This window comes from Thermodesulfobacteriota bacterium, assembly GCA_040754335.1.
Taxonomy (GTDB): Bacteria; Desulfobacterota_D; UBA1144; order Nemesobacterales; family UBA2774; genus 2-12-FULL-53-21.
The window spans coordinates 296,695-310,773 of record JBFMCV010000004.1 but is presented as its reverse complement, the minus strand read 5'-3'; the positions used below and the strand labels follow the sequence as shown (position 1 = coordinate 310,773).

The following is a 14,079-nucleotide window of genomic DNA, read 5'->3' as shown; positions in this document are numbered from 1 at the left end:
ACACCGGTATGAATTTGATAACCAATTTATGATACGGCCGAGAGAGCAAGGCCGCAATAACGTTTCACGTCCGGCATCACCGCGCGCGCGAGCCCGACATGGCGGACTGTATCCTCATGAATTCCCCCACGTTGTCCATCGTCAGGAGACCGACCAACTCTCCGTTCTTGACGACGGGCATAGTGTAGAAATCGCCCGCCTGGAGACGCGCGAACGCGTACTCGAGCATTTCCCCGGGATCGACGACCTCGAATTCGCTCCTCATTATATCTCCAACCGAAATCGAATCGCCCTTTTCCGCAAGTCCCTTGATCAGGTCGGCGTGAGGCACTATGCCTACGAGCCTGCCGTTATCGACGACGGGAAAATCCTGCTGGGAGCCGGACATGGTAAGATCGACCAGGTACTTGAGCCTGTCCCCGGGGGCGGCTATTTTGTAATCGGTGAGCATGGCCTTGTAAACGGGAATTCCACCGAGCGCCGATTTTATCTTCACCATGCTCGCTTCCTGGGCGGCGCCTATCCAGACGAAGAGCGCGATGAAGATGAGGAACGGGTTCGTAAAGAGTCCGATGAAGCCGAAGATAAGGGCGATCGCCTGTCCGATGCTCGCCGCCGTTTGTGTAGCGGTCACATAATCGCCGCGGAGCGCGAGGAGCGCCCTGAGCACCCTGCCGCCGTCCATAGGGAAGGCGGGGATCAAGTTGAAAACAAGTAGAAATACGTTGACGAGCATGAGTCGCTCTATAAAAGAGCCTTGTGTGACAGTGATCTGCTCGACCGGCACAAAGCTGTCCGTTATTCGGAGCCAGAAGAATAACAGCAGCGCGATAACCGCTGTTACCGCAGGTCCCGCGAGGGCCACCCAGAACTCCTGCATCGGCACGTCGGGCATACGCTCGAGACGGGCGACCCCTCCTATAGGCAGGAGCGTGATATCGCGGGTCTTGATACCGTATCTCTGGGCGGTCAAGGCGTGACCGAATTCGTGGAGCACCACACACAGGAAAAGCGCCAGTACGAACACGACCCCCGATAATATAGTCGCAAGGTCGTGTCCCTCGCTCCAGTGGATCAGTATGACCCATGCTATAATGAGAAAAAAAGTCGCGTGCATATAAATCCCGATGCCCGCGAACTCGCCTATCTTCCAAGACCATTTCATCGCGTGTCCCCTCCTGATGACCCCTTAATTCGTCATGACGCAATATCGCCGGATTCGACGCCCCGTCCGGTCCTAACGCCGGGCGCTGCTCCAGAGATTAATTGTACCGTACCGTACACTATCCTGTCGGTGTCATGATAAAAATTATCCGCGTATCGAAAGTAACGATGACGGGAGCATGAAAACCGGGCTGCGGACGCAAAAATTCAGAGAGGTTTTCATGCTTTTTTTCGCTCCTGATAATATCCGAAGAACATTACATATTTTTAACTCCTGGATTATCCAGCGTCCAATGCAAAAAGGATAATTCGAAACCGACGGAAAATCGTCTATTCATTTTATATCTCGACTATGTTATATATTTAAAATATGGTTACAAGAAAGAAAGAGAAGACCAGGAAAGAGCCTCTCGAAAAAGCCATATACGTTAAAGCCTCCCAGGAGTTCGTGGACATGCTGAACGAGTCTCAATGGCACCTCCAGATGAGACCCGCTCAGATCGTAAGGGAGGCGGTAACGGAATATCTCAAGAAGCACCTCCCGAAAGAAGCCAGGGACAAGTATTTCAAGACCCCGGCCAAGTAAACTCCCCCAATTAAATACAGGCAGCAAAGCGAATATGACCCCCGCAAGGGAGAGTCTCCGGAATTTGCCGGGACTAGATTATATCAGGCGGGCGGGGTATGCGTTTTATCAATCCCACCCTGCGTTTTTATTGAGGTGGTTCTGCATTACGAACCTGGCGCGGACCTGGTCGTATCCAAGCACCTCCGAGAGCATCCTCGTCACGAGCTTCTTCGCTTTCGGGAGGTCCCTTTCCCTGAGTGCGGTGCACATGTCCCGAAGGAGCTCATCAAGGAGCGTTTCGTCCTCGTCACCAACACCGCCGCCTTCCGCAACCCTGCAGATAAGCTCGGTGAGGTCTCCCAGCCTCTCGAGCGCCTTTTCTCCTTCCAGATAAGTGCCGCCCATTTCTTCTCCCCAATCTGATATTATTAATTCTACATTATTCCCGAGACGGAAAGAACTATGCGGAGGAGATGAACAGATGAATGCGCTTGAGAGAAAAATACCCCGGACGGAAAGGAAATTTTTCAAAGAGGCCGTAACAATTGCGGAAAAAGCGGGAAAGAGGCTCCTCAGGAGCTTCAGGAAAGAGGCCCCGGTCGAGCGCGGCACAGTGAAAGAGGTTAAGCTCGTATACGACATAGTAGCCGACAGGATCATAAGGAAAGAGATGGAAAGCCGCTTCCCGGACCACTCGTACGTCACGGAGGAGACGGGGTTCGTCGATAAGAAATCGGACTGCCTCTGGATAATAGACCCCCTCGACGGCACGAGCAATTTCGCCGACCAGAACCCGATGTTCGCCGTTTCTATATCCCTCTGGCAAAAAGGGGAGCCGCTTCTCGGGGTAATAGAGGCGCCGATGATGATGGAGCGGTTCGCCGCCGTAAGGGGTTACGGCTCTTACCACTATGACCTCTTGAGAAGAAAAGTGAGGAGGGCTAGGGTCTCGCGAGTGAGCAGTGTGAGCAAGGCCTACGGGGTCTACTGCGAGGGAGGAGTCAGGAACAAAAAGAAATCGCTCGAGCTGATGGGGAAATATTATCTTCAGCTAAAAGATACGAGGAAGCTCGGCTCGGCCGCGCTCGAGCTCGCTTTCGTCGGCATGGGGAGGTCGGAAATCTACATGACGACGAGTATATCGCTCTGGGACATCGCCTCGGGAATACTCTTCGTGAGCGAAGCCGGGGGCGAGCTTCTTCACCTGGACGGCACACCCTACGAATGGAAGGAGTTCAGGCAGGAGAGGAAATGCGACCTCCTCGCAACCAACGGGAAAATCAGAATAAATCTGGGCAGATAGAGACTTATCCGGGCGGCATGGCTAAAGGGAATACGCCGTTTATCGAATTTACCGCCCCCACCAAATCGACCCCTTTAAAACAATAAACCCGTGAATATATTCTGATTAAAGCAAGTTTCGGAGATAAAAAAATGAACAGAGAATTGAACGGATTCACAGCGACACAGACAGAGACCGGATTCCGAGTCATGTTCCACGATAACCCTGCAGAGATGGACGTCAGCATCAGCGATTTGAACGAGTTTGCCAACAGGTACGCAAAGGAGCTGATGTCGGGAAAGAAGCCCGAGCTCACGGAAAAAGAGGAAGTAATGATCTCGATATGGGAAATGGTGCTGTTGCCGAGCGACGTGAAGCATTGAGCGGTACTTTACGAGTCGAATATGTACACCAGCAAGTGGGAGCTGGTGCGCCGATTCGGTACATATATTCCCACCGTCACTGCCCAGCGTAACGGCAGGCCATGTCTGACATCTTGGCTCCGAGCGACTGGTAAGAGCTGTATTCCTCCCACACCCTTTTTTCGGTCCTGCCCAGGAGTTTGCCGCTCGGACTGAAATATTCCTCGGCAAGCCTGTATAGCGACCTGTCGAAACAGTTGATCTCCCAATAGCCGGTCTGACGTACATATTCTTCCCGCGCCCCGTCAACTTCCTTCGTAGCCACGTATTTGATCCAGAATTTCCTCGTGTCGCCGTTAATCTCTATGTTGGCGGTATCAAGGTACACATCGACGTCGGCGCCCTTTTCGTCTTTTATCGTAGCCACGAATTTCCAGCTGTCATTATCGCTCTCCCCGCCGCGGCAGGAAAATAAAAGGATAAGCGCCGAAAAGAGCGCTATGTAAACCACTCCCGATCTCTTGGTCATTCAACACTCCTAACCTTTCTTATTTACGTAGTCACAGACATAATTCAAAACCGCTTCGCTTATGGTATCCGGCTTCACGGTATTGAACTGCATCGCGCCCTGCGTGCCGTATTTGTCGACGACGTCGCCCGACGGGCCGTAGAATATAGCCTCGAGATTCGAGTCGCTCCTTTGATCGCAGTCGACTACGCGCGATATCGAGACCCTGACGAAAGAGGCTCCCGAGGGAAGGGGCTGTTCCTCATAGAACACATGGCCCTGCCAGAACCTGACCTTGCCCCCGTAGCTCTCTATGCTCTCCGTATCCACGAAAACCCTGAACCTGGAATCGCCCATCGTGCCGAACCCTATGGGACGCCATACGACGGCACGCGCGCCGGATGCCGCGGATAATACCAGCGTTACAGTTATCAAAAGCCCGAAAAGGAAAGCTTTCATATGGTCCCGAATGCTATATTGTAGCCAAATATTTTTAGTAATAAAATGAAGCCGGTTAAAACCTGATTCCCGCCGTGCAGGAACCGGCTGGGGATATCGAGGCCGAGTTATTTACCTTGCGCGGGAAATCTCGAGGTCGATATATTTTTTGGTCTCGTCGACGACCACCCTCGACAGTCCCAAAAGTCCGACGAGATTGGGGAACGCCATGAGCCCGTTCATTACGTCCGCAAAAGTCCATACGAGCTCGAGCTTCACCACGGCGCCCACGAGCACGGCTATTGTAAATACAAGCCTGTAGGGCTTTACAGCCCTCTCCTTGAAGATATATTCTATGGCCTTCTCGCCGTAGTAACACCAGCCGAGGAGCGTGGAATAAGCGAAGAAGGCAAGGCTGATCCCGAGTATGGCGGCCCCCGCTTGTGCCGGTATCCTGCTCTCAAATGCCAGTGCCGTGAGCCTGGCGCCGGTCTCGCCGCTCGTCCAGAACCCGCTCGAAATGATAACGACTCCCGTAAACGAGCAAATAATGATGGTATCTATAAATGTCTGGGTCATGGACACCAGCGCCTGACCCACAGGGTTCTGTGTCTTCGCGGCAGCTGCTGCTATAGGAGAGCTCCCCAAACCCGATTCGTTAGAGAATATACCCCTCGCGACCCCTATCCTTATCGTCTGAGCTATAGTAGCACCCAAGAAGCCCCCCGCGGCGGCAGAAGGGGAAAAAGCGTGGGAAAAAATGAGATAAAAGGCGTTGGGAATATTCTCCCTGTACGCATAAAGGATTATCGATGAGCCGACCACATAGAATATCAGCATGAAAGGCACTATCGCGCTCGTCGCCTTGGCGATGCTCTTGATCCCGCCTACGATTACGAGTCCCGTCGCTACACACATCACGAGACCCGAAATCCAGGGGGAGATGCCGAACGCAGTATGCATGGCGTCAGCTACCGAGTTCGACTGCACCATGTTGCCTATCCCGAAAGTGGCTAACGCCGCGAATACAGCAAAAAGCATTCCGAGCCATCCGAGCCCGAGACCCTTCGAGATGTAATACATGGGACCGCCGCTCATCGTGCCGAACTTGTCGACTTCCCTGTATTTGACGGCCAGGACGGCCTCGGAGTATTTCGTGGCCATGCCCAGGAACCCGGTGACCCACATCCAGAACATCGCCCCGGGACCGCCCACGGCTATCGCCGTCGCCACGCCCGCTATGTTCCCCACGCCCACAGTCGCGGAGAGTGCCGTCATGAGGGCCTGGAAATGGGATATATCCCCTTCCCCCTCTTCGTGTCTCTTTATAAACGCGAGGTATAGGGAAGGTATCAAAGCGCGGAACTGTAGCCCCCTGAGAATGACCGTCAGGTAGATACCGGTCCCCAGGAGGAGCGCAATAAGGGGAATGCCCCACACGATGCCGCTCAGCTCGGAAAGGAATGATGTAATGGTTTCCTGCATCGAAATATCCCCGGTTCGGATAATTGAGTTTACAAACTTATCATATTTATCGGATTATAGAAAATGACGGGAAATGGAAACCGGCTTATTTCATTAAATAAACCCGGGGAGCACCCGCCGGGGGTGTTTATTGCAAAAGAAAAGCCCCTTATGTACAATTATCCATAGCTCAAGGACTACTACGGAGGCAATACCTTATAATGACATCACAGAATCCATTTATAGCTCTGAAAGAAGAAATGGATAAGCTGGTTATAGGACACGAGGAGGTAAAAATATCTCTCCTGCTCGGTATCATAGCCAGAGAGCATATCTATGTTGAAGGACCGCCCGGGACGGCGAAGACGATGCTTGCCGAGATAATATCCGGGGCCGCGCAGCTGAAGTTCTTCTTTTACCAGCTCCACAGGGATACGAGACTCTCGGAGCTGATAGGCGACCTGGTCATATCCAAAGAAACCACGGATACAGGCGAGGTAATAAAACAGAAGGTGGTTAAGGGCGGCATTCTGACAGCAGAGGTATGCCTCCTGGACGACATATCCAGAGCCCCGGGCGAATCGCTCAACGTGCTTCTTAGAATCCTCAACGAAAGAAAGTTTTTCGACGAAGACATACCACTCCTGACGGCGATTGCCACCAGCAACCCGACTGCGGACGAGTATTACAACGAGCCCCTTGATCCGGCCAACCTCGACAGGTTCGTCCTCCAGATAAACGCCCAGGGCCTCTCTTACGGCAAGAGATGGGACGAGGCGAGGGAGGTAATCAAGCTTTACACGCAAAGACCTCTCGAGTACCGCGTGCCGGCCAGGGTCAGCAAGGAAGTATTCGACGAATACTACAGCAAGCTTGGCAACCTCGAAATCCCCATCGAAGTACAGGAAGGGCTCGCGAATTTCGTGGCGACATTAATAGAAGACTACGGATGCAATGAAACGAATTCCCTCATATCCGACAGGACTTTCTTCGTAAAGTCTCTAAAGATAATGAGGGCGCATGCGCTCCTGCACGGAAGGGAAGTGTGCACGCTCGAAGACCTTAACGCACTCAAATACATGACCGCTTTCAGGATCCCTGAAGAGGTTTTCCTGCAGCTCGACCAGATTTTAGAAGACCTCACGTCCAAAAAAAAAAAGACAGGGACAGGGGGAGCGAGCTAGAGGAACAGCCGTCCACGGAGTTTGACAAGGATACACCCGAAGAGCAAAAGCAGGAATTCCCGGACGAGCAGGGGAAAAAAGAGTCCCAGGACCAGCTCACCGAAGCGCGCAAGACATTCTTCCAGGCTTTGAAAGAACTCAAGGAAAACATCCAGAAGGAGAGCTCCATGGCTCCTCCTGACGAGATGAACATACCCTCCGACCCTACGGGCCAGGCTTCCGACGACGGGAGGAGGAGGGACGACAGGCAGCCCCCGAAGACAACCAAGGTATTCGCGAGCAAGTCCCCGGACCCGGGCGACGAGGAAGATTACTGGATAGGCGGCAAAAGGAATCTGGAATCAGCCGATAACGTTAAGGTTATAATGAAGGTTCTCGAAGGGAATTTCCAGAGGAGCATCGCGCTCCGCGCGCCTCACCCCGGCGGACTGCCGAGGAAATGGAAGAGGATGAACTATTTCGACGAGATCGAGGACGTCGACCCTTACGAGGCCATGTTCTGGTCGGAGTACACCACCCCCACGCTCCCGAGAGTGCACAAGCGCGAGAAGGAGATGATGGGAGGGGAGATCGCCATCCTGAGGGACGTGAGCACGTCGATGATGGGCGTTTACAGCGAATGGTCTTCATCCGTCGTAAGGGGCGTCATCGAGCTCGCGAGATCGAAAAAGATGAGGGTCGGATACGTGGAATTCAACCACCGCTCGTACAAGTACAAGAGGAACTCCAAGTTCTTCACGAGGGATTACCAGTGGATGCTGGACCTCGCTTCCAAGACGGAATGCTCAGGCAACACCAATTACGAGGACGCACTCAAGGACGCGCTTACGGAGTTCAGGGGGCGGGGGCTCAGGAACAAGCACATACTGTTCATCACGGACGGTATCCCCACCTCGGGCGACTGCGACGTGCTAGACGAAAGGTCGAGGGCCAAGAAACTGGGCGTCTGCATACACTCGATTTTCATCGGCTCCAAGAACTATCCCCGGATACTGCAGAAGATATCGGGAGAGACGAGCGGGACTCAGTTCATAGCCACGCGGAGGAAGGACGGGACTATCAGGATAGAGAGAAGGGACAAGAAGCTCGTTGCCCCTGTGCAGGAAGACAAGTCCCAGGTCGACCCTTTCAGCAAGGTATTCGCCTAGTCCTTCTTACTTCTGGTATTCGGATACGGCTCTCTGGTGGTCCTTGTAATTCTCTGAAAAGTAGTGCGTCCCGTCGCCCCTGGAGACGAAATATATATAGTCCACCCGGGCCGGGCTCAGGGCCGCGATAATAGATTCCTTGCCGGGATTCGATATCGGTCCGGGCGGCAGCCCCTTTATCAGATAAGTATTGTACTGCGTCATGGTATTGAGGTCCGCCTTGGTCAGGTTCCCGTCGAAGTCGTCCCCGAGCCCGTAGATTACGGTAGGGTCACTGTCCAGTTTCATGCCGAGTCTGAGACGGTTATGGAAGACGGCCGAGATAACAGGCCTCTCGGACGGAGAGCCCGTCTCCTTCTCGATCATAGACGCGAGTATAATTACCTCGTTGTCGGTAAGGTTCACCCTCCGCCTCAAACCGCCGAGCGAGCTATATACTTTTTTGAACCGGCTCACCATCATCCGAACGAATTCCTCGGGCGTAACGCCTTTGGTATATGTATAGGTGTCGGGAAACAGATAACCTTCGATCCCGGTGATAGGACGCCCCGGGAGAATTTTCAAGATCTCCCGGTCCCCGGCAGCAGCGAGGAACCCGTCCGGGTCTAGCACGCCGTTCCTCCCGAGGAGCTCCGCGATCTCCCTCGCAGTGAGCCCTTCCGGTATCGTCACCTTGTGTATGACCACGTCGCCCTCCGCAATCTTGAGGGCGACTTGAGAAGTCGTGCTGCCCTTTTTGAACTCATACTCACCGGCTTTGAGCCTGTCCTGCCAGCCCTTCCCGATAACGTAGAGCGTGAACAAGTCGCCGTTCCCGATGATTCCCTCTTCCTCAAGCATCGCCGATATATTCCTCAGTCCTTCACCCTTTGGTATATCCACGACCCTGTCTTCGGAAACAGTCGGAACACTGTTTATGTAGTAGTAAAGACCGAGCAGCACGGACGCGCCCAGGAAGAGCGATATCAGGACCGCTATGGATACTATTTTTAATCTTCCGGAACCCATTTTAAAACTTCAAACCCGAGAGCGTTTCTCAATCACTGCCAGGTCGTCACGATGGATTACTTCGTCGCTGTATTTATACCCGAGAGCGCTCTCCACGTCTTTCGTGCTGAGCCCCATTATCAGGCGGATCTCCTCGGAGCCGTAGGACGTCAAGCCTCTCGCGACCTCGACCCCGTCCTCATCCACACAGGTGACCGAATCACCTACGCCGAACTTTCCCCTCACGTCTTTGATGCCCGAGGGGAGGAGGCTCTTGCCCCGCGTGGTGATAGCCTTTACGGCGCCTCCGTCGAGCACGAGCTTGCCTGCCGATTTGAGCGTGAACGCGATCCAGTGCTTCCTCCCGCGGAGGCTTTTCTTGGAAGGAAGGAATATGGTGCCGACGTCCCGGCCGTCGAAAATGTCGGCGAGGGTCGTCTCCGATTTCCCGTTCGCGATTATGGTCGGCACCCCGAACGCGGCAGCCGTTCTGGCGGCCTGTATCTTCGTTATCATCCCTCCCGTCGTGGTGCTCCCGAGGGTGTCTCCGGCGACTGATTCTATCTCCTCACCTATACTGTCGATGAGGGATATGAACTCTGCATCGTGGTTCTTTCGGGGGTCTTTATTATAGAGCCCCTCGATATCGGTAAGCAGTATCAGGAGGTCGGCTTCGACGAGCGACGTAACGAGCGCCGCGAGGTTGTCGTTGTCGCCGAGCATTATCTCTTCCACCGCCACGGTATCGTTCTCGTTGACTATCGGGATTATACCCATTCCCAGCAAGGTCGTGAGGGTTTTCCTCGCGTTCAGAAACCTCCTCCTGTCGGCGAGCCCGTCGTGCGTGATGAGTATCTGCGCGACGATGAGCCCGAAGGACGAGAACGCCCTCTCGTAGTTCCATATGAGTGCGCTCTGACCGCAGGCCGCGATCGCCTGCTTCATCGATATCTCGGTCGGCTTCCTCGAGAGATGGAGCTTCTTCATTCCGGACGCGATAGCCCCCGAGGACACGATTATGACCTCGATACCCCGCGACCTGATCCTGGCAATCTCCCCGGCTAGAAAATCGAACACACTTTCGGACAGGCTCCCTTTCTTATCGGTGAGGACGCTGCTTCCGATTTTTATAATTGCCCTTTTAACGCCGGAGATAATGTATTTTCTGTCAGACCGTTTCATTTCATCCCGATAAAAATTATTTTTCCATTCGAGCCGGCGTCCGCCTGATTCTTGACAACTTGCCTCCGTCTGGCTATCTTAGTTCTTCTACAAAGCGGGAATAGCTCAGCTGGCTAGAGCGTCTCCTTGCCAAGGAGAAGGTCGCGGGTTCGAATCCCGTTTCCCGCTCCACCCGTTCAATCCTCCATTGAAATATATCCGGCCTGAGACCTTATACGGTCGCACCATAATACGACACTCGCGTAGGGCGCGAGCTCTATCCCTCCCTCGTGGGCCAGACTTATATACGGATAACAGGCTATATCAGCCATCGAATACCTGCCGGCGAGAAAATCGTTACGCTCCAGATGGTCGTCCATGATCTTGAGCACCGCGTTCCCCTGCGCTCGGAGCTCGCTGAGTCGTTTCTCGTCCCTGTCCGCGGGACTGGTGAACTTCGTGAAATACCTCGCTACTGCGAGATTCGGATCGACGGAGGTCTTACCGAAAAAGAGCCACTGCGCCATGGCGCCGAACCCCCGGAGGTCATCCAGGTAGAGCCTGTTCGGTGAGTACTTCCTCCCCAGATATAAAAGTATCGCATTCGACTCCCACATGTGGAAGCCGTCGTCTATGAGCACAGGGATCTTCTTGTTCGGGTTTAACGACTGATAAGCGCCCCCGTGCTGCTCGCCTTTAAATATGTCTAGGTACTCTCTTTCGTATTCGACGCCGAGCTGGCTGAGTGCAAGCCTGACCTTATAGCAGTTCCCGGAAAGCGGATGGTCGTATAGTTTGATCATAGTCAGTCGTCCAGGTATTTCGTGAATTTTTCGGTGAACCTATCCTTCCCCATAACCCTGAGCGTCACCTCTCTCTTCGGGATAATATAATCTACCCTGCTCCTCGTGCAAACCTTCCCCCGCTCGCAGATAATCACCTCAACCCCGATTTTACGCCCGTCCTCTTCAGCGACCTTCCCCCTCACCTCGATTTCGGACGCAGTCCCTACGGGCCTCAGGAACTCCATATCGATTTTTGTGGTAAGGGCGATCTTTTTGTACTTGTCGAACATGGTCCAGAAAGCGACTTCGTCTACGAGGGCGCACTGTATGCCGCCGTGGAGTATCCCGGGAAATCCCTGGAGGTGTTTTTCCGCCGTCGTGCGCGTAAAGACGTCCCCCTTTTCATCGTCGGCGAAGAACCTGAGCCTGAGCCCGTGCGTATTACGCGGGTCGCACGCAAAGCACCCGTAGCCGGGAAAATCGAGGAAAATGTTTTCAATCTCGCGGATCATCTAAACACTGAGGATACGGCTAAGAGAAAAATACCCGGACTAATCCCTTTCCACTACCTTCGCCACTGCGGCTACCCTTTCGTCGGATTCGAGATCGATGAGCCTCACGCCCTGAGTCCCTCTCCCGTACACGCTTATCTCGGAAGCGTTCATCCTGATAACCTTCCCGCCGTGTGTCGTGATTATCATTATCTGCGTATCGTTAGTCACCTGAAAGGCGCCCACTACCCTTCCGTTCTTGCCCGTGGTCTTAATTGTGATAACACCCTTCCCGCCGCGCCCCGTAATCCTGTATTCATCGACGAGAGTCCTCTTCCCGTAACCCATTTCGGTTACGGTAAGGACCTGGGCCTCCTTGTTCTCGATCACTTCCAGGCTTACGACCTGATCCCCCTCGTCGAGCCTTATGCCTATCACGCCCGTGGCCGTCCTGCCCATATCCCTCACGTCGTCTTCCTCGAACCTTATAGCCTGGCCGAAATAAGAGGTGAGGAGTATCTCGTCCTGACCGCTCGTAAGCTTGGCTTCTATAAGCTCGTCGTCCTCTCTTATATTGAGCGCAATGATGCCGCCCGCGCGGGGATTGGAGTAGGCCATGAGCTTCGTTTTCTTAACCACCCCGTTCTTCGTGGCCATGATGATGTACTGGTTTTCCTTGAATTCCCTCACGGGCAGGACGGCTGCCACCTTCTCTCCTTCGGAGAGGCTAAGGAGGTTGACGAGGGCCTTCCCTCTCGCTGTCGGGCCCGCTTCGGGTATCTCGTGGACCTTTATCCAGTAACACCTGCCGAGGTTCGTGAAAAAGAGGACGTAGTTGTGCTTGGACGCTATGAAGAGGGTCTCGACGAAATCGAGCTCTTTCGTCGTTATGCCCGTCCTCCCCTTGCCCCCCCTCCTCTGGCTCCTGTAGACGCTGAGAGGCGTTGTCTTAACATACCCTTCGTGAGTTATCGTGACGACCATATCCTCGTCGGCTATGAGGTCTTCGATGGATATTTCCTCGGAGCTCTCGAGTATCTCGGTCCTCCTCTCGTCCCCGTACTTCTCTTTTATCTCTTTTAATTCGTCGGTCACTATGCCCAGTATAAGGTGCTCGTGCTCGAGTATTTCCTTCAAGCGCTTGACGGTGTTTATGAGCTCCTTCCTCTCCTCGAGTATCTTGTCCCTCTCGAGAGCCGTAAGTCGCTGGAGTCTCATGTCGAGTATGGCCTGGGCCTGAGGGTCGGAGAGGCCCAGCTTCTGCATCAAGCCGTCTTTCGCGTCCTGGGGGCTCGCCGACTTGCGTATGAGGGCGATGACCTCGTCCAGGTGGTCGAGCGCTATCTTGAGGCCTTCCAGTATATGGAGCCTCTCTTCGGCCTTCCCGAGCTCGTACTGCGTGCGTCTGGTTACGACCTCTTTCCTGTGCTCGATGAAGTGGCTTATGGTTTCCTTTAGCGAGAGCACTCGCGGCTGGTTCCTCACGAGCGCGAGCATGATGATGCCGAAGGAAGTGTCCATCTGCGTGTGCTTGTAGAGCTGGTTCAATACGACTTCGGCGTTATCGCCCCGCTTAATGTCTATGACTATCCTTATCCCTTCCCTGTCGGACTCGTCCCTTATGTCGGATATCCCTTTTATCTTCTCGTCCTTCACGAGCTCCGCTATGCGCTCTATGAGCTTTACCTTATTGACCTGATAAGGTATCTCGCTCACGATTATTACTTCCTTATCCCCTTTCTTCTGCTTTTCGATCCTCGCCTTGGCTCTTATCCTTATAATTCCCCTGCCGGTCTCGTACGCCTCCCTTATCGGCGCCCTCCCGGTGATGAAGCCGCCCGTGGGGAAATCCGGTCCCGGCAGGTGCTTCATGAGCTCGTCGAGAGTTATGTCGGAGTTACCCGCCTGAGCCACTATCGCGTCTATCAGCTCGCTCAGGTTGTGAGGCGGTATATTTGTCGACATGCCTACGGCTATGCCGGACGAGCCGTTGAGCAGCAGGTTAGGAATCTTAGCCGGCAGCACGAGGGGCTCCTTCTCCCCGCCGTCGTAGTTGGGCACGAAGTCGACGGTCTCTTTTTCGAGGTCGGCGAGCATCTCGCCCGCTATCCTGTCGAGCCTTACCTCCGTGTACCTCATAGCGGCAGGCGGATCGCCGTCTATGGAGCCGAAGTTGCCCTGACCGTCTACGAGCGTGTACCTCATGGAGAAGTCCTGCGCCATCCTGACGAGCGCGTCGTATATAGCGGCGTCGCCGTGGGGATGGTATTTACCCATCACGTCCCCGACTATCCTCGCCGACTTCTTATAGGGCCTGTTCCACTGGTTCCCGGCCTCCTCCATCCCGTATAGTATCCGCCTGTGCACGGGCTTGAGCCCGTCCCTCACGTCGGGAAGGGCGCGCCCGATTATCACGCTCATCGAATAACTGAGATATGACTCCTTCATCTCGTCTTCGATGTTGACGGGCAGTATCTGAGACGGCATTGTCATTTAACTCTTGCCTCCTAAATATCTATAAATATTGGCTAATAAGG

At 53.9% G+C, this 14,079-nt stretch carries 15 protein-coding genes and 1 tRNA gene; 6 read left to right on the top strand and 10 right to left on the bottom strand.

The genetic code is table 11. The features are described from left to right. Nucleotides 1-76: 76 nt before the first annotated feature. Complete coding sequence (locus AB1598_10375; protein ID MEW6145410.1) at nucleotides 77-1,165, bottom strand: site-2 protease family protein; 1,089 nt, start codon at nucleotides 1,163-1,165, stop codon at nucleotides 77-79. 369 nt (nucleotides 1,166-1,534) lie between these two features. Here AB1598_10375 and AB1598_10370 point away from each other — a divergent pair, with 369 nt between their 5' ends. Then, nucleotides 1,535-1,750, top strand: coding sequence for a hypothetical protein (locus AB1598_10370; GenBank protein ID MEW6145409.1), 216 nt, complete (start codon nucleotides 1,535-1,537; stop codon nucleotides 1,748-1,750). Between the two features lie 108 nt (nucleotides 1,751-1,858). On the opposite strand, the gene AB1598_10365 is transcribed toward AB1598_10370, so the two are convergent. Further along, on the bottom strand, nucleotides 1,859-2,137 hold the full coding sequence (locus AB1598_10365) for a hypothetical protein (GenBank protein MEW6145408.1): 279 nt from the start codon (nucleotides 2,135-2,137) through the stop codon (nucleotides 1,859-1,861). Nucleotides 2,138-2,213: 76 nt separating this feature from the next. Between AB1598_10365 and AB1598_10360 the strand changes: the two genes are divergently transcribed. Next, nucleotides 2,214-3,035: an inositol monophosphatase gene (locus tag AB1598_10360; GenBank protein MEW6145407.1), complete on the top strand. Its 822-nt coding sequence runs from the start codon at nucleotides 2,214-2,216 to the stop codon at nucleotides 3,033-3,035. A 131-nt stretch (nucleotides 3,036-3,166) separates the two neighbouring features. Further along, nucleotides 3,167-3,397: a hypothetical protein gene (locus tag AB1598_10355; GenBank protein MEW6145406.1), complete on the top strand. Its 231-nt coding sequence runs from the start codon at nucleotides 3,167-3,169 to the stop codon at nucleotides 3,395-3,397. A 76-nt stretch (nucleotides 3,398-3,473) separates the two neighbouring features. Here AB1598_10355 and AB1598_10350 read toward each other — a convergent pair whose 3' ends face one another. The 3 genes from AB1598_10350 to AB1598_10340 all read right to left on the bottom strand — a co-directional run bounded on the left by AB1598_10350 (nucleotide 3,474) and on the right by AB1598_10340 (nucleotide 5,807). Beyond that, complete coding sequence (locus AB1598_10350; protein MEW6145405.1) at nucleotides 3,474-3,905, bottom strand: surface-adhesin E family protein; 432 nt, start codon at nucleotides 3,903-3,905, stop codon at nucleotides 3,474-3,476. 9 nt (nucleotides 3,906-3,914) lie between these two features. Continuing rightward, nucleotides 3,915-4,343, bottom strand: a complete 429-nt coding sequence (locus AB1598_10345) for a surface-adhesin E family protein (protein MEW6145404.1) — start codon at nucleotides 4,341-4,343, stop codon at nucleotides 3,915-3,917. Between the two features lie 111 nt (nucleotides 4,344-4,454). Next, nucleotides 4,455-5,807, bottom strand: a complete 1,353-nt coding sequence (locus AB1598_10340) for a sodium:alanine symporter family protein (protein ID MEW6145403.1) — start codon at nucleotides 5,805-5,807, stop codon at nucleotides 4,455-4,457. 200 nt (nucleotides 5,808-6,007) lie between these two features. Here AB1598_10340 and AB1598_10335 point away from each other — a divergent pair, with 200 nt between their 5' ends. Beyond that, nucleotides 6,008-6,970 carry a MoxR family ATPase gene (locus tag AB1598_10335; protein ID MEW6145402.1) on the top strand — a complete coding sequence of 321 codons (963 nt, stop codon included), beginning with the start codon at nucleotides 6,008-6,010 and terminating at the stop codon, nucleotides 6,968-6,970. A 167-nt stretch (nucleotides 6,971-7,137) separates the two neighbouring features. Continuing rightward, nucleotides 7,138-8,118 (top strand): vWA domain-containing protein, encoded by a 981-nt coding sequence (locus AB1598_10330; protein MEW6145401.1) that lies wholly within the window; start codon nucleotides 7,138-7,140, stop codon nucleotides 8,116-8,118. A 6-nt stretch (nucleotides 8,119-8,124) separates the two neighbouring features. On the opposite strand, the gene mltG is transcribed toward AB1598_10330, so the two are convergent. Both mltG and proB read right to left on the bottom strand, forming a co-directional pair. After that, nucleotides 8,125-9,126: an endolytic transglycosylase MltG gene (gene mltG, locus AB1598_10325; GenBank protein MEW6145400.1), complete on the bottom strand. Its 1,002-nt coding sequence runs from the start codon at nucleotides 9,124-9,126 to the stop codon at nucleotides 8,125-8,127. A gap of 9 nt (nucleotides 9,127-9,135) precedes the next feature. Next, a complete protein-coding gene (gene proB, locus AB1598_10320; protein MEW6145399.1) occupies nucleotides 9,136-10,287 on the bottom strand; it encodes a glutamate 5-kinase in 1,152 nt (383 codons plus the stop codon). Nucleotides 10,288-10,381: 94 nt separating this feature from the next. Here proB and AB1598_10315 point away from each other — a divergent pair. Continuing rightward, a tRNA-Gly gene (locus tag AB1598_10315) sits at nucleotides 10,382-10,458 on the top strand. Nucleotides 10,459-10,463: 5 nt separating this feature from the next. Here the strand turns inward: AB1598_10315 and AB1598_10310 are convergent. Genes AB1598_10310 through gyrA form a run of 3 tightly spaced genes read right to left on the bottom strand, consistent with a single transcriptional unit; the run spans nucleotide 10,464 to nucleotide 14,029 of the window. Continuing rightward, nucleotides 10,464-11,069 carry a glutathione S-transferase family protein gene (locus tag AB1598_10310; GenBank protein ID MEW6145398.1) on the bottom strand — a complete coding sequence of 202 codons (606 nt, stop codon included), beginning with the start codon at nucleotides 11,067-11,069 and terminating at the stop codon, nucleotides 10,464-10,466. A gap of 2 nt (nucleotides 11,070-11,071) precedes the next feature. Then, nucleotides 11,072-11,563 (bottom strand): PaaI family thioesterase, encoded by a 492-nt coding sequence (locus AB1598_10305; protein ID MEW6145397.1) that lies wholly within the window; start codon nucleotides 11,561-11,563, stop codon nucleotides 11,072-11,074. A 39-nt stretch (nucleotides 11,564-11,602) separates the two neighbouring features. Continuing rightward, on the bottom strand, nucleotides 11,603-14,029 hold the full coding sequence (gene gyrA, locus AB1598_10300) for a DNA gyrase subunit A (GenBank protein ID MEW6145396.1): 2,427 nt from the start codon (nucleotides 14,027-14,029) through the stop codon (nucleotides 11,603-11,605). Nucleotides 14,030-14,079: the final 50 nt, after the last annotated feature.

Coding starts and splice junctions, on each gene's coding strand:
- AB1598_10375 (MEW6145410.1), bottom strand. CDS start 1,165: ATGAAATGGTCTTGGAAGATAGGCGAGTTCGCGGGCATCGGGATTTAT.
- AB1598_10370 (MEW6145409.1), top strand. CDS start 1,535: ATGGTTACAAGAAAGAAAGAGAAGACCAGGAAAGAGCCTCTCGAAAAA.
- AB1598_10365 (MEW6145408.1), bottom strand. CDS start 2,137: ATGGGCGGCACTTATCTGGAAGGAGAAAAGGCGCTCGAGAGGCTGGGA.
- AB1598_10360 (MEW6145407.1), top strand. CDS start 2,214: ATGAATGCGCTTGAGAGAAAAATACCCCGGACGGAAAGGAAATTTTTC.
- AB1598_10355 (MEW6145406.1), top strand. CDS start 3,167: ATGAACAGAGAATTGAACGGATTCACAGCGACACAGACAGAGACCGGA.
- AB1598_10350 (MEW6145405.1), bottom strand. CDS start 3,905: ATGACCAAGAGATCGGGAGTGGTTTACATAGCGCTCTTTTCGGCGCTT.
- AB1598_10345 (MEW6145404.1), bottom strand. CDS start 4,343: ATGAAAGCTTTCCTTTTCGGGCTTTTGATAACTGTAACGCTGGTATTA.
- AB1598_10340 (MEW6145403.1), bottom strand. CDS start 5,807: ATGCAGGAAACCATTACATCATTCCTTTCCGAGCTGAGCGGCATCGTG.
- AB1598_10335 (MEW6145402.1), top strand. CDS start 6,008: ATGACATCACAGAATCCATTTATAGCTCTGAAAGAAGAAATGGATAAG.
- AB1598_10330 (MEW6145401.1), top strand. CDS start 7,138: ATGGCTCCTCCTGACGAGATGAACATACCCTCCGACCCTACGGGCCAG.
- mltG (MEW6145400.1), bottom strand. CDS start 9,126: ATGGGTTCCGGAAGATTAAAAATAGTATCCATAGCGGTCCTGATATCG.
- proB (MEW6145399.1), bottom strand. CDS start 10,287: ATGAAACGGTCTGACAGAAAATACATTATCTCCGGCGTTAAAAGGGCA.
- AB1598_10310 (MEW6145398.1), bottom strand. CDS start 11,069: ATGATCAAACTATACGACCATCCGCTTTCCGGGAACTGCTATAAGGTC.
- AB1598_10305 (MEW6145397.1), bottom strand. CDS start 11,563: ATGATCCGCGAGATTGAAAACATTTTCCTCGATTTTCCCGGCTACGGG.
- gyrA (MEW6145396.1), bottom strand. CDS start 14,029: ATGCCGTCTCAGATACTGCCCGTCAACATCGAAGACGAGATGAAGGAG.